At 35.3% G+C, this 15,144-nt stretch carries 12 protein-coding genes; 7 read left to right on the forward strand and 5 right to left on the reverse strand.

Going from position 1 to position 15,144, the window contains the following annotated elements; translation table 11 throughout:
- Positions 1–13 precede the first annotated feature (13 nt).
- Both cdhA and AAGU07_RS15105 read right to left on the reverse strand, forming a co-directional pair.
- Positions 14–2,377 carry a CO dehydrogenase/acetyl-CoA synthase complex subunit alpha gene (cdhA, locus tag AAGU07_RS15100; RefSeq protein WP_342459918.1) on the reverse strand — a complete coding sequence of 788 codons (2,364 nt, stop codon included), beginning with the start codon at positions 2,375–2,377 and terminating at the stop codon, positions 14–16.
- 865 nt (positions 2,378–3,242) lie between these two features.
- On the reverse strand, positions 3,243–3,836 hold the full coding sequence (locus AAGU07_RS15105) for an FmdE family protein (RefSeq protein ID WP_342459919.1): 594 nt from the start codon (positions 3,834–3,836) through the stop codon (positions 3,243–3,245).
- A 488-nt stretch (positions 3,837–4,324) separates the two neighbouring features.
- On the opposite strand from AAGU07_RS15105, the gene cbiM reads away from it, so the two are divergent.
- From cbiM to cbiQ, 3 genes are read left to right on the forward strand one after another with little or no spacing between them, the layout of a single operon-like run.
- Complete coding sequence (gene cbiM, locus AAGU07_RS15110; RefSeq protein ID WP_342459920.1) at positions 4,325–4,999, forward strand: cobalt transporter CbiM; 675 nt, start codon at positions 4,325–4,327, stop codon at positions 4,997–4,999.
- Positions 4,996–5,301, forward strand: a complete 306-nt coding sequence (locus tag AAGU07_RS15115; protein WP_342459921.1) for a PDGLE domain-containing protein — start codon at positions 4,996–4,998, stop codon at positions 5,299–5,301. The genes cbiM and AAGU07_RS15115 overlap by 4 nt, the downstream gene beginning before the upstream one ends.
- A 21-nt stretch (positions 5,302–5,322) precedes the next feature.
- Positions 5,323–6,120 carry a cobalt ECF transporter T component CbiQ gene (gene cbiQ, locus AAGU07_RS15120; protein WP_342459922.1) on the forward strand — a complete coding sequence of 266 codons (798 nt, stop codon included), beginning with the start codon at positions 5,323–5,325 and terminating at the stop codon, positions 6,118–6,120.
- Positions 6,121–6,246: 126 nt separating this feature from the next.
- On the opposite strand, the gene AAGU07_RS15125 is transcribed toward cbiQ, so the two are convergent.
- On the reverse strand, positions 6,247–7,320 hold the full coding sequence (locus tag AAGU07_RS15125; RefSeq protein WP_342459923.1) for a type II secretion system F family protein: 1,074 nt from the start codon (positions 7,318–7,320) through the stop codon (positions 6,247–6,249).
- 22 nt (positions 7,321–7,342) lie between these two features.
- Positions 7,343–8,764 (reverse strand): CpaF family protein, encoded by a 1,422-nt coding sequence (locus AAGU07_RS15130; protein WP_048083037.1) that lies wholly within the window; start codon positions 8,762–8,764, stop codon positions 7,343–7,345.
- Positions 8,765–9,274: 510 nt separating this feature from the next.
- Here AAGU07_RS15130 and AAGU07_RS15135 point away from each other — a divergent pair.
- The 3 genes from AAGU07_RS15135 (at position 9,275) to AAGU07_RS15145 (ending at position 11,454) form a co-directional block, all read left to right on the forward strand.
- Positions 9,275–10,255, forward strand: coding sequence for a 50S ribosomal protein L11 methyltransferase (locus tag AAGU07_RS15135; protein ID WP_342459924.1), 981 nt, complete (start codon positions 9,275–9,277; stop codon positions 10,253–10,255).
- 23 nt (positions 10,256–10,278) lie between these two features.
- On the forward strand, positions 10,279–10,632 hold the full coding sequence (locus AAGU07_RS15140; protein WP_342459925.1) for a hypothetical protein: 354 nt from the start codon (positions 10,279–10,281) through the stop codon (positions 10,630–10,632).
- A gap of 162 nt (positions 10,633–10,794) precedes the next feature.
- Positions 10,795–11,454, forward strand: coding sequence for an MFS transporter (locus tag AAGU07_RS15145; RefSeq protein WP_342459926.1), 660 nt, complete (start codon positions 10,795–10,797; stop codon positions 11,452–11,454).
- Positions 11,455–11,947: 493 nt separating this feature from the next.
- On the opposite strand, the gene AAGU07_RS15150 is transcribed toward AAGU07_RS15145, so the two are convergent.
- The gene (locus AAGU07_RS15150; protein ID WP_342459927.1) at positions 11,948–13,198 is read right to left on the reverse strand and encodes a tripartite tricarboxylate transporter permease; all 1,251 of its coding nucleotides are present in this window, start codon (positions 13,196–13,198) and stop codon (positions 11,948–11,950) included.
- 548 nt (positions 13,199–13,746) lie between these two features.
- Between AAGU07_RS15150 and AAGU07_RS15155 the strand changes: the two genes are divergently transcribed.
- Positions 13,747–15,123, forward strand: a complete 1,377-nt coding sequence (locus AAGU07_RS15155) for a sugar porter family MFS transporter (RefSeq protein ID WP_342459928.1) — start codon at positions 13,747–13,749, stop codon at positions 15,121–15,123.
- Positions 15,124–15,144 lie beyond the last annotated feature (21 nt).

The raw sequence follows: 15,144 nt of genomic DNA on the forward strand, positions 1-15,144 counted from the left end.
ACCTTCTATGCAATCATTTACCCCTTGCTTTTTCCCTAAAGGCCATTGTGGATGGTTCCTGCGGAAGTGCACGTGGTTCCCAACCTGCCTCTTCCAGCATATTTATAACGTCTTTCTTGTAGGTTATAGGGATGTCTTTCTCATTTCTTATAAATTTAGAGATGTCATCAGGTATAGTACCAAAATACTTCCTGTGAAGGTCTATATAATGATTTAATTTTATCTGTCTTCCTTTTGGAGTGTCATTAGGCCTTATACATAATTTTGCAATCATTACTGTTGCTTCCCCGCGGTTTTCAGCCGCGTACATCAAGTGCTCAGGCGCTGGTTCTCCTTCAATTACTTCACCAGACCTTAAATCATTAAGGTTCCATTTTTCTTTCTTATCAGTTCTTCCTAAGTAAAGTCTACGATATTTAGAGCCGTGCGGCCCTACAACAACTGGTATTCCCCATCTGTTAACTCCAGTTGCTATTGCGGCGGCTTTCTGGGAATAAGCACCCCATGCAACACCGCATGCACCTACTCTATTTAATATATAATCTGCGATTTCTTCGAAGTTTCCTTCAAGGGGTTTCTGAGCAAAAATATTGGCTATCTTTATACATGCACCTGAAACATGGGCATTTGAAACACATGACCCCATGTTTACAAGACCTTTAGCATCAAATTCTCCACCGTATTTTTCATAGAGTGTTTTTCCTTCTTCGTCTCTGTATTCCCCTATAGACATTGCTCCACAACCAGTGGTTACAACAATGTAATTTCGCTCAAGGAATTCTTCTGCCATTTTTGCAACTTCTAAGCCACCTTCAGGATAATTTGAGCACCCTACAAATGCTATAACTCCCGGAATATCTCCAAGAACAATTGGGGCACCTACTCTTCTTATTTCAACATCCTGAACTGGTCCCCTACCTGCCCGCATATTGTACTTCTGGTCTTTTATGTAGTGTTCTCCCACCTTAGTAATCATTGACATGAGCGGAAGTTCCCTTTCACACTCCTGTTCACACCGACCGCAGGAATAACATGTGTCGTATTCGTAAAGCTCAACAAATTTAGAAAAATCACCCTTACCAGCTGCAACAACTGCATCCATCATCGGTTTACCGTTTGGACATACACGTACACACCACCCACATTCAGTACATTCTTTAGCCATTTCCTGAATTTCGTCAAGATCTGGAAGTATTTTGAGGTTTTCACGTTCATCTGCAATTTTCATTGCTACCCTTGTGGCAACTTCACCAACTTTTTCAGGGTCAAGTATCAAAGCCCCGTCAATTTCCCTGCAAACAAGTTTGGAAACTATTTCATCTGCATCTTCATCTGTAAGGTCTGGAAGCCCAAGACACATTTTATCTGTGGTGGCTATGACTGCTGCTTTATTTTTTACGGCTTCTTCAAGCACATCAGTCCGTATACATTGTTCATCAACAACTATGACATCTGCAACACCACTTCTAATGAATTTAAGCTGCTTTGAAAGAGGACCTACCACTTTAGCTGCTTTATTGTATCTTGAAATATCGATGGCAGCACAGCATATTCCGCACACTTCGACATCTTCTTCAAGACCATTATCTTCCATATAGTCCATTATTCCAGCGCCGGGGACTACATTATGCCCTATACACAGAACTACAGGTTTTTTGCTGTCAATTGTTCCAAGCCCCATTTCTATTAAAGGAGCATTTTCATCACCTTTAGGCATTCCAAGGGCCACAATCTGTGCAAGATCCCCCGCCTCTCTTGCAAGGTCATCCATAAGTCCTGCATGCATTGCTTTTGATTCAAAATCAAGATGATTACCTTCCTGTCCGGTATGGCAGGCCGAAAGAAGGTGTGATAATTGTTCTTCAGTATAACTAAGTACTTCTTTTAAATCGCCTAGTTTTTTAGGTTTTTTACCTATAATTGTCCTTATCAATGGAGCTTCTATGTCCATATTCATTCCAAGATCGATTGCAAAATCAGCCCCATATTTTTCTATTAAATGGTCAACAAGGTGACGTGCATGTCCAGCATGCGCAGCCGTCCCAATACAACAGGCCAAAAGCACTATTCTTGCTTGCTGAGCCTGTATATCAATTCCACATGCCCCCTTTTTACCAGTTAAATCACACTTTCCAAATGTACATAAACAGCACATATCACAGAAAGGTGCATAGAATGGTTCATATCTTTCCAGTAATTTCATGTCCCAAGATCTTAAATCAGTTACATTAGGTTTAGGAGTCGGCCCCATCGATTCAGGAGCTGTTTCCCCTTCCTTTTTTTCAACTATTTCACCAATTGAGACTTTGAAATTTTTTGACTTCCAAAAATCATTTTTGAATTCTTTAGGTTTGTTTTTCGGTGTCACAGTAATCACCAAATTAGTAATGATTTATAATGATAGTTTAGATAGGGTTCCACCATTATATAAAGTTTGCTTTAATTATTAATGATTTATAATGATATTTTAAAGTAGAGCGTCACCTTATATAAATTTTATCCTTATTTTTCAAAAAATGAGTTATTTTGTAATACCAGAATTACACTAATATAACCTAATTTATTGATTTTTAATTTTCATATCCTCACATTGATCATTATTTTAACTTAAAACCAATTCAGTACCCTTTTTCTAAAACCCAATATTTTTTTATTATTTATTATCATTTACTTATTATCTTATGAACTTACCTTAATTTGAAAACACTCCCAAAGAAAGTTATATTAAATAATTCCCTATTTTTCTAACTATATACTACATAAAAGAATAAAAATTAAATTTAAAGTTTTAAAACAATATATTAAAAAATTAAAATTGAAATAAACAATATATAATCTGTTTTGATTATCTCTTACATTTTAGTTATTACAATATATAATTATCATTCACATATGATAATTAAAAACCGAGTAAAAAGAATTTAAACTAGTTAAACAGCATTAAAAAGAGTATTTTAAACTCATAACTATTTTAATACATAATTTTTATAAAACACATGTAATTTAGATTTATTTCTTTTAGAATAACTTACTGCTATTATTACCAAAAGTCAATATTCCAGAAATATTTTCAATAGTAATATAAGGACATCCTTTCGGGAATTTAAGAGAATCTAATTGACATTTCTATCAAATATATAATATCCTAAGAATAGATAAATAAAAAAACGATTCTGACCCATTATAACAAATAATTATGGATGGAATATAACATTTCCTAAATTTCATGCAGATTAATTCTTTTAATCTGCACAAAACTGACAGACAGGTTTATCATCCACAATAATTTCTTTTTTATCCATTACATGTTCACCACAGACTGAGCATGTTACTATATGATGTGGAATGCCCGGAATTTCGGTATCATCTATTTGCAATTCCACTAAATAAAGCAGATCCGCATCTGACATTTCAGATAGTTTTTTAATTGCAGATTTCTTTTCTTCCATAACCTTAGGCATATTTTTTTCTTTAGCCAGTTCTGCTACATTTTTAAACCATATCCAAAGGCCAGGAGTGGAATCTACCAGATCATCTTTTGCAGATACTCTGACTGCTTCTCCAGTAGTCATATCCACAAATGTAGCCACAAATTTACCATAATCTCTGCATTTTAGAGTTCTGCGGCCAACAGTACATCCTGTTATTGCCTGTATAGCATCAGGCATGCACCTATCTGTTTCTACAGTTACTATAAGGTTCTCATTTGGTTCTAGAGGATCCATATTAAGCTTTTTCATAGCGGCAATGCTCATTCGGGTCCCCATAATTACACCGGGACACACTTCACCGTGCAAATCTTTTGCCCTATTAAGTAAAACTTCATAATCATTCATATTTTTCACCTTTACTTATTTCAAAGTTGTATTTAGCGTCTTATATATTTAAACGTGACGAAAAAAAGTAATTCAAACTTTTAAGATGAACTTTAATCAATTAAATAAAAGTTATAATTTTCTCGTGATGTTTTCAAATGAAACTTGAAAGTGAAGTTCTTTCAAATTATCACTTAATAAAATAGACATCAAAAACTGGTTTATCCTATAACCTTGAAAATTTAAAACAATTATAACACTCTACTCAATTAATTTATTAAGATCAAAAAGAAAATAATTTATATAATGAACTCTATTTACAAAATTAGTTCATAGTTCAAGCTTCTGTTATCTAAAATTGATTATTACTATTTCTACCAAAAATCCCTTTTTAGTAGTACTTTTTTATTACATTTTTTACTAAAATCAGCAAATAAGTAATACTTACGAAAAGGTTTATATTATAAAAAATAGAACCTATTTTGTAAAAATCAAGGAGATTTAATAATATGCATATACCTAACGGCTTTATTCCTTTGTGGCAGTGTGCCATTTATTTTGTTATACTTTTTATTGCATTGTATTTCTCCCAGAGATGGGCTAGAAAGAATCTTGATGAACGGTCAGTTCCTTTAATGGCTGTTTTAGCCGCAGGTATATTTGCTATAATGTCCATGAATATTCCTATAGCCTTTGGAACAAGCGGACATATGGTGGGTGGAGCTTTAATTGCACTTGTATTCTGTGCTCCAGAGGCAGCAGTTATAGTGTTCACATTAGTACTCTTAGTTCAAGCTTTATTCTTCGGTGATGGAGGAATAACAGTTTTAGGTGCTAACGTGCTTAATATGGGCATTATAGGAGGATTTGTAGGACTTTATGGATTCCGTGCCCTTAGGAAAATAGTAGGAAAAATACCAGCCATAGCCATAGCATCATGGTTATCCATATTTATAGCAGCTGAAGCCGTTGCAGTTGAAATGTGGCTGGCTGGAACATTCCCACTCATAGCCGGACTGGAAATGATGGGAATATACCACGCATTAATAGGGATCATCGAGGCAATTCTAACAGTTGTTGTAATCATGGCATTAGAAAATGTGCGCCCAGACTTACTGGCATGGAACCAGAAGAAGAAAACGGATGATAAAAAATCTGAAAAACTAGAGGTGGCAGCAAAATGAGCCCAAGAGATAAGAAATTTGTCCTGGCAGGTTTAGCAATCTGTATAATAATTGCTGTTCTAGCACCATTTATAGCTTCAAGCAACCCCGACGGGCTAGAAAAAACCGCAGAAGATATATCCACTACTCAAGAGTCAAACAACTACAACGCACCAATGTCAGACTACATAATACCTATTTTAGGGGAAGACAATCCTTACGGCGGAGTAATAGCATTAATTATAGGCATTTTGATAACTTTAGCAATCGCATACGTTGCAGCAGTTTTATTGCGAAGAAGAAAACCAGAATCATTGGAATAAATATTTTCAGGAGATAGATCAATGAACACCAATTCAATTCTCAATTTAGAAAATGAAACTATGAAGGAAAGTTTTCTCCATCTGTTAGATGGACGAATTAAATTAGTGATACTGGTGTTCATTACAGTTTATGCGGTTTACACTACAGAACCGATGATTCTTGTTTTACTTGAAGTTTATCTTTTATTATTGATTTACTTGTCTCAAATCTCATTTAAAACCACTTTAAAGAGAGTATTATTACTTTTACCCTTTGGAGGTTTGATTATATTATTTCAACCATTCATACATCCAGGTAATGTAATGTATGCTTTGCCCTTTGGCATCAACGTTACTTATGAAGGTTTAACATTTGGAATACTGTTAATGTCACGCCTTATTGTTTCTCTAACTGCAATCGTGCTTTTATCATCCATAAGTCCCATGCAGGAGGTAGTGCAATCCTTCAGGAAGTTAGGTATGCCCAAAGAATTTGCAATGATATTCAGTCTCATGATCAGATTTTTGTTCATGTTCTTTGATGAATTAGACGCAATAAGAAACGCACAGGCAACCCGAAACTTTGACATATTTAACAAAAAAACACCATACATGTGGAGAATGAAACAAATTGGTTACACCATAATGATGATGTTTTTAAGGGCTTATGAACGTGGCGAAACTGTTTACCTTAGCATGGTAAGCAGGGGGTATTCAGATAAATCCCAGCTTTATAATGATGGAAACAAGAAGATAGGTTCAAAAGAGTATGTTTTCACAGGGATAACTGTGGCACTGGTAATATGCCTTGAAATTGCCCATTACTTTTTAATTGTGTAAAATCTTATTTTTACTATTTTTAATGAATTAACAGGATAATATTCTCGATATAGAAATTGTTTAGCAATCTGTGTCAAACCAATTAACCAAGTACTTTTAGTTCAAAATAAAAAAAATGGAATTAATTTATATTTGCGGTTCCAGCCTTTTAATCATAAATGCTAAAAATCCAACGATCATCGGGAAAAGGAACAGGTATAAGATTAAAAGAACCACTGGAGGGAACATACTGCCGCCCATAACAGTTGATGCTGCAATCAGCATGATCATGAGAATTACAGGTCCAAGTATAGCAACAAACATGTATATCATAGTGAATGAATTTAATTTTTGAGCGTAATCCTTCAGTTTCATTCTCATTTCATAGGCGACATCTTCTGCTATAACATTGAGCGTCCTTGAAAGGTCCCCACCACTTGCTAAGGTCCTGGTTATCTGATGAACTGCTCTTTTCATTCCATCAGAGTCTATCCGTTCGCTCATATCCATTAATGCATTTTCTGTTGTTTCCCCATATTTAATTTCCTCTAATGTTCGTGCAAATTCTTCAGAAAGTGGGCCATATCCAGATAAAGCTACAGATCTCATACTTTCATGAAGACCGAGTCCTGCACGAAGTTCAGTTGCCATCTGCCTTAAAGCGTATGGCAGTTCTCTTGATGCTTCATTTGATTTTTTCCCTTTCTGCATTTTAGGCAGGAAAATAATCATAACAGACATTAAAAATATTAACATTCCAAATACAAGACCTATCTCGATTCCAAATCCGAGAACAGTCATTATCACCAGGATTAAAACAAATGATACTGCACCCATTCCCATAATTAATTTAGGGTCTATGCCTTCTTTTTCTTCTTCTTTAAGAAGTTCTTCAAGTGATGCCTTCTGATATGCATCCCTTTGAGCCTTATCCTCTTTAGGTTTATCAGCTCGTTCATATTTTTTATCGATGAGTTCCTTAAACATCTGAATCTCATCTTTATCCATTTTCATCCGTTCTATAACGCGGGGAGACTCCTTATTTAGGGATCCCATTCCTCTAGATCCAAGACTTCGAGATCCAAGTCCTGATCGGGACTTTGCTCTCATATCGTTTAGCTTACTTACAGGTACCTGTACGCCCTCTCCTACCTTTTTACTTGAGTCAATCGTAGCTCCGCCGAGTATGTCGAAGATTTTTTTAAGGCCATCAAAAGCCATTCTATCACCACATCACCATTATCTATAATATCTTATCTAAAACTTCATCAGGGTCTCTATAATAGTCACTGATCCATTCTCCAACTTCTGTAATGGATCTAATGTTGTTATCTCCCATGTACTCCAGTACTAACCTTCTTTTTTCAATTTCCTCTTCAATTTCAGTGATGGTTATTCCACGAAGTTCAGCCATTTCCCTTAGTGTCTGGCTTGCAATACCAACATATTCCACTTTATCAACCATGTTGTTCCATTCAAATACTCTGTTCAGCTGCACATTACCTTCTTCCATACCTACAACTTCTGCAACTTCAGTTATTCTCCTTATAGACCCCCCTTCAGGCCGATACATCCTATTCTGCATTATTATAAAGTCTAAAGCAGGTATCATAATATTTGGAACATTCATCGGAGGATTTATAAGCCTTGTTATTGTTTCACGCGCAGTGTTGGCGTGAAGTGTACCAAATCCAGAGTGTCCAGTGTTTAAAGCTGTGAAAAGAGTTATTGCTTCACCACCCCTTACTTCCCCTACAATTACCCTGTCCGGCCTCTGCCTGAGGGAGTTCTTAACCAGGTGATCCATGTTCAGTTCTCCTTTTCCCTCAATGTTAGGTGGACGGGTTTCCATACGTAAAACGTGGGCGTGAGGTAGCTGCAGCTCTAATGTATCTTCTATAGTGATTATTCTCTCACGAGGAGGGGTAAATGAAGTTACTGTGTTCAATGTTGTGGTTTTACCAGAACCAGTACCTCCAGCTATAATTGCGTTACAGGGCTTAACTCCAAGTCCATCAACACAAACCCATAAAAACCCTGCTAAATGAGAGGACATAGTTTTAAAGTTAATTAAATCAATAACAGTTAATGGATCTTTACGGAATTTTCGTATAGTTAGGGAGGAACCATCTGCAGATACCGGAGGGATAGTTGCATTTACCCTTGAACCATCTTCCAACCTCGCATCTAAGATAGGTGTTTGCTGGTCTATTCTACGGTTTACCTGCCTTGCAATAACATCTATAATCGCTTTAATATCAGTATCATCATCAAAAACAACATTTGTCTGCATCATTCCCAGTTTTCGGTGGTAAACAAACACAGGGTTGCCTGTTCCAATTACCATTATTTCTTCCAGATCATCATCTTTAATCATAGGATCCAGTTCACCATATCCCAGCATTTCCTGAGATATTTGTGCTGCAAGTTTATCAGTATCCCTTACTCCCTTCATTTTCAGGAATTCTTTAACTTCACCTGCAAATGACTCTTCATTAACTTTGAAATTGTCACCTTGAGAAACAGCAACTTCAACCAGCTTTTCACGAATCTCATTGAGCAGCTGCCTTTCTCTTTCAGTAAATTTAGGGACAGACACGTTGTAAAGAGGAATTAATCCGTCTTCTATTATTTCAGCCTTTATTCCACTTGAGGTCTTTTTCATCTTTTTAGGACGTCTTTTTGGCTTTTCAGCGGTCTTTTCTGCAGGATCTTTAAACATTTTACTTGAATCAGATTTGTTTACGGAGCCTCCCATTATACTGTCAAGTTTGAACCCATCGTCATCATCATCAAAAAAAGATCTTCTTTTATGTTCAGATCTATCTTCTAAATAATCAGATCGTCCGACCAAATCCTGACTTTCAGATTTGTCCTCTGCATATTCTGATCTTCCCATCAAATTCTGTTTTTCAGATCTATCCTCTGCATATTCTGACTTTTCCAACAAATCCGGCTTTTCTCTTTTGTATTCAGTCTGCATTGGTTCATATTCTTGCCTTTTAACTGGTTCTTCGGTTACTTCATTTTCCCGTTCATCATCGTCCTTGTTAAAATCATCACTGGAACCAAATTCCCCTAAAAGATCCCTGAGTATTTCTTTCCGCTTATTTTTCATATGCCTCACGATACCCTATAGCTACGTATTTATATAGCCTATCCAATATTTAAGTATATGGAAACACAGTGTAGGTGTGGGGATGCATGCATACAACCCGCTTCAATGGTTTTAAAAGATATTGAATCATTTTACAGGGCATGTACCCTCTGTAAAACATGGAACTTAAAGAAATTTTCACCATTAGCCAGCCAAATGGATATAGGCAAAATTAATACAACTTTTGGACTTTGTGATTGCGGCAGGAGACACCTTGATATTGTAATTGCACATGTCCTGAAAATAATGATTGATGAGGGAATAAAAGATGAAAGATCGACATTAAGAGACACATGCGTTCCAATTATAACTCCAGCATATCCCCTGAATTCTATCCCTTATTTACCAGAAAATTCTCTGGTAATATTATCAGATGAGGTAAACAAAAAATGCGCTCAAAGGATAGTAAAAGAAGTTCGTGAAGTTAAAGGAGTTCTTAAAGGGAATATAATGGAAACTGCAGGATTGAAAGACTCTGATCTCAGCCCAAATGTATATGAGCTTTTAGCAGGGTGTGAGATGAGGTGTGATATTGTTCAGACACCCTACGGAACATTATGCATCCACAAAGATCAGGGAAAAATACACATAGAATTTCCACAGGTCAAATCTCCCAAAATTGAAATCCTGCAGAAAGTTTTAGAAAAATATGATGCCCCTTCTGTTTTGGACTGCACCTGCGGGCCTGGAACACTTGGCATTACATGTCTTAAAGCAGGAGCAAGAGAAGTTGTTTTTAATGACATCTGGTTCCCCGCCGTAGTAATGACTGCTGTTAACCTGGAAACAAATGGATTTCCAGTGGATACATGGGATCCGGAAAAAGATGTAATTGTAGAGGGGGAAAAATTTAAGGTCTATTCTTTAGATATAAGGCAGTTGAAGAACGTTCTGGATGAAAAATTTGATATCTGCATCATCGATGCATTTCCTGGTATCGACACCGAGGAGTTTGTGGAAGCTGCAGGTAGATTAGGTAAAGAAGTAGTTGTGATTTAAGTCTTAATTAATGAGGGAATAATATGAGCATAGAAATAAGCAACATAGTATTTGACGGCCCACATCTCCTTAAAGATTGGGATCCACTGAACTTTCCCGCAATTTATGTTATTTTAATGAAACCAGACCCTAAAAATGAACCTGAAAGTTATCAGCTTTTGTATATCTGCGAGTCCAGTGAGTTTTCTGAACTTGAATCTGGTCTTGATCATCCCAAGTATGAATCATGGTTTAAAGAAGCTGGTTTTAAAGGCAACATTTATATTGGTGCGCATGTGATGCCTAATTCTACTTTTGAAGATAGAAAACTGTTGAAGAATGTACTTATAGGAATTTATGGGCTTGTTTGTAATTCTCAAAGTAATGCTGAAGAATAGATAATTTTGACTTATTTTTAACTTATTCTAATTTTGATATAACTCACTAAGTACAAAATGGGAAGAGTTAATAAGGGAATTTGAATATAAACTTTTAATTACAAATATCAAACTACTTTTCATATAAGGATATTATTAAAAGATTTTTAATGGGGGTATTAAATGGGCTATTTAATCTGCAATAAATGCAAGAGCTATTATAAATTACAATATGGTGAGTCTGCAAAAGATTTTGCCCATAAATGCAATTGTAGTGGTAAATTAAGATATGTTGAAAATTTAGATATCATAGATCCCCAATGGAAACAAATTTCACTTAGAAAAAAACCTGCAAAAAAAGAAATTCTCAAAAACAAGATATTTTCATTTCCAATGAATATAAAAAACAGATTACATCAATTTTATTATAAAAACATTGGAAGACATATCTACAATGCTCGAAATCAACACAGGATACATAGAAGTCCTCCGGGCATGCAGGCAGGTTTTATAAACTCCATATTAAATGAGCTTAATTTCCATAATATCTGGTGGATTTTAGTAGTACCATCAACAATAGCAATAACTCTAATATTAACCTTTACAAGCGGTATATTTACACTCCTACCATTTCTAATATTGGTGATTATTGGTTACTTATCTGAAAACATGATAATTGGAACTAAAAATGCAATAATCACCGGTGCGGTATCCTTCTTTTTAGGAAGTCTTTTTACAGGCTCGTTCCTTTACATAATACCATATTTGATATTAGGAATCATTAATGGAGCGGTATGTGGACTTATAGGCGGATACATTAAAACAAGAAGATTGACTTATTAATCAATAATTAAATCTAATCTCTTTTAACGCAATAAGTGGAGCTATTTTATTATTTAATATTCTTTCTTGATATTTCAAAATAGTTAATGCACTTATAATTTCCGATAATGGCTCCTGAAATAATATCTAGAGGATAATGTACACCTAATAAATCAGAGAAAATCCCATTAAAGATGTGTATAATAGTAATATATATAAACCAATATACTCTATGTTTCGAGTGATATTTTAGCCTTATTATTGTAGCAGCAGCAAAGGAAGTTGCTGTCTGTCCTAAAGGAATGTGGAAACGAAAACTAGAAAGAGTATTAATAAATTCACATTTGAAAATTTTTCTCTGAAATCAGTATCAGAATATATCCATTAATTCATCACATTTTTATTTGACATTTTTAATCCACTTTTTACCATTACAAAATAAAAAAATAGTATTATTTTAAAGTAAATAATATTTATTATATTTTCTAAACTCATTAAAAATTATATCAATGATTTAAAATCCCAAATTAAAGTAAACCACAATCGCCGGCACGATCAAAACTCCCATCAAGTTCGACTTATTCACCCCAAGGTAATGGGGAAGCAAACCAATTGCAACCGCCGTTACATACACAAGCAGCATGAAAAAAAGATTTGCACGGTACCAGAGAGCAAATCCAACTACAAGCAGGCTCATAAAAGTTATCACAAAGCATGAAAGTTTCCTATAATTTATCTTTTCTATTAACTCGCTTACAATATCTCCTAATTTCAAACATAAAAATACCGAAATTGAGACCGCTGTTAATGCGGTAAATACAAAAAATAGCAGGTGGTTAAAATCAAAGTTCTGCAGGATATTGTTCACATAAACGGCAATTCCACTTCTCGGATTTCCAATTAAAAATATCATCACAAGTGAAAATAACGTATCAGATGTGTTAACACCGCTTAATGCCGTGATAAAACTTTCATTATTGTTTTCAAAATCCCCGCCGCCGATTAATTCCTGTGCAATCAGGCTTCCCTGTGCAGGCCCAAATCCCGGTAAAAACCCAAGAATGCTCCCTGCAACTCCACCTGCAAAAATTCCCCTGAGTATATCACTGTTAATTTTAAAATGATGGAACCTGTTTTGTGTTGGGACAAATGAACGCTGTTGCAAACTATAAATTAATGTGCTTACACCGAAAAGTCCAGTAAAAATACAAAGCAGTGAAACATTAGACGATACAGGTGAATTCAGCAGGATATAACCCATAATTCCAGAAAATAAAAATAAACCAGCTGACCACAGGAATGACTTTAAGTTGTTGTTCAATCTTATAAACATGAATATAGTAATTATTACAAGTAAAATCCATATATAAGGCTTAATCTGCCCATAAACTGCAGGTAAAACCATTATGAAAATTGGTAAAAGGATAACTGTAATTAAAATTGCCCCAAAACCACCTACTGCTGCTAACCTCACTGCTTCTTTACCTCTACCTTCAAGCAGGAGCTGATGTCCTGGTAAAACTGATAAAACTGTCCCTTCCTCTGGAACTCCAAGAAACATGGAAGGTATAAATTCTAAAAGGGCGTGGGAAATAGCCATGGAAATTAAAAATACACATAAAACTTCAGGAGAATAAGAGGCCAAAAGAAAGGAAGATGAAGCAAAAATAAACGCTCCAACCGTGTTAACATGAATTCCCGGAATTAAACCAGTTACAACGCCACACAATATCCCTATTATACATGCAAGTATCAAATCAAACATTTTAAACCCCTGAGTTTTCCATTATGCTTTAAATAGAAATGCACAAATAATGTAGAAAGTTAGTAATCTCTGTATTACATTAATAATAATATATATAAAATTATTTGTTTTAGTTTCAGCAATTTGAAAATAGAAAAAATAACATGGGAAAATTGCAGCCAGATGAGAGTTGAAGTCCATTTACATCTTAAAAATCAGGAATATCTTTTAAAATATTTTTCACCAGTTATTCTAATTTAAATACTACGACAAACTTTTTTAAACCTTAAAATTCATAATACAAAACGTTGAATTAATACTGCAAAGTCAATTCAATCAACTGTAATTAAACGCAACTCACTATCCCCAATTAAGGAAATGCTTAAATACTATTTTATTAACGTTGAATACTCTAAACCCTCCATAAATTTAATTTAATTCATTTTAATGAATTATACACCTTAAAAAAGTTCAGGAAGTATAATTTAGATGCTTAATGCAAAAATTGGATAATTTTAGCATGAGGAAATTACTGAATGTATTTTTTTATAATAAACGGAGTAGTTTAAATGGTTAAGGAGAAAAACATCCAGTTTGTAGTTATAGCCGCAGCAATTACAGCTATTGGAGGAATGTTATTTGGATATGACACTGGAGTAATTTCAGGCGCAATATTATTTATCAGGCAGGCTTTTTCACTTTCAAGTACCGCTCAAGAGATTGTTGTAAGTTCTGTACTCATTGGCGCAGTAATTGGTGCAAGTATAAGTGGATTCCTGGCGGATAAATACGGACGCCGCATAATGGTCATCGTTGCTGCAGTTGTTTTTGGAATAGGTGCCATATTTACTGCACTAACTCCAGATGTGTATACTTTAATTGCAGGTAGAATTGTAGTGGGCATAGCTATTGGAATAGCATCATTTATTGCACCGCTCTATATTGCCGAAGTTGCACCAGTTAGCATCAGAGGTGCACTTGTATCATTAAACCAGCTCGCCATAACAGTAGGTATAGTCATTTCATACCTTGTGGATTTTGCCTTTGCTCCTAGCGGGGGCTGGCGTTGGATGCTTGGGTTAGCTGTAGTCCCCAGTATAATATTGGGAATTGGAATGTACTTAATGCCCTCTAGTCCCCGCTGGCTTTACAGTAAAGGGAGAATTGATAAAGCACGTTCTGTCCTTGAACGTATAAGAATGACCAAAAATGTAAGTGAAGAAATGAAAGAAATTAGAGCGAGTCTAGTCTGTGAACAGGAATGTAAATGGTCAGAAATATTAGATCCAGTAGTCAGACCGGCATTAATAATCGGCATAGGGCTTGCTGCTTTTCAACAGTTAACCGGTATTAACACAGTTATTTATTATGCACCGACAATCCTTGAATTTGCAGGTTTTCAATCGGCTGCTGTTTCAATACTTGCAACTGCAGGGATTGGTATGATAAACGTAATCATGACAGTTGTAGCGATTTCATTAATAGACAGAGTCGGAAGGAGGCCATTACTCTTAATTGGCCTTGTTGGAATGGTAATCAGCCTTGCAATATTAGGGATAGCTTTCGTTTTACCGGGATTATCAACGTCTTTAGGTTTGCTCGCCGTTATAAGTTTAATGGTGTATGTCGGTTCATTTGCCATAGGTTTAGGGCCTGTTTTCTGGTTAATGATTTCAGAAATTTATCCGCTGCGAATAAGGGGCCGTGCCATGAGCACTGCTACAATAGTTAACTGGGGTACTAACTTAGTGGTGGCAATAACATTTTTATCCCTTATTCAACTAATCGGGACCCCCGGCACTTTCTGGCTTTACAGCATAATTGGAATTATTACATGGGTTTTCGTTTATTTCCTTGTACCTGAAACCAAAGGAAAATCTCTTGAAGAAATTGAAATGGAGTTAAAGGCAGGAAAACGCCTTCAAGAAATTAAAAACACAAAATAACCCAAATATAAGGTTGAATCA

This window comes from Methanobacterium sp. (assembly GCF_038562635.1).
GTDB lineage: Archaea > Methanobacteriota > Methanobacteria > Methanobacteriales > Methanobacteriaceae > Methanobacterium_D.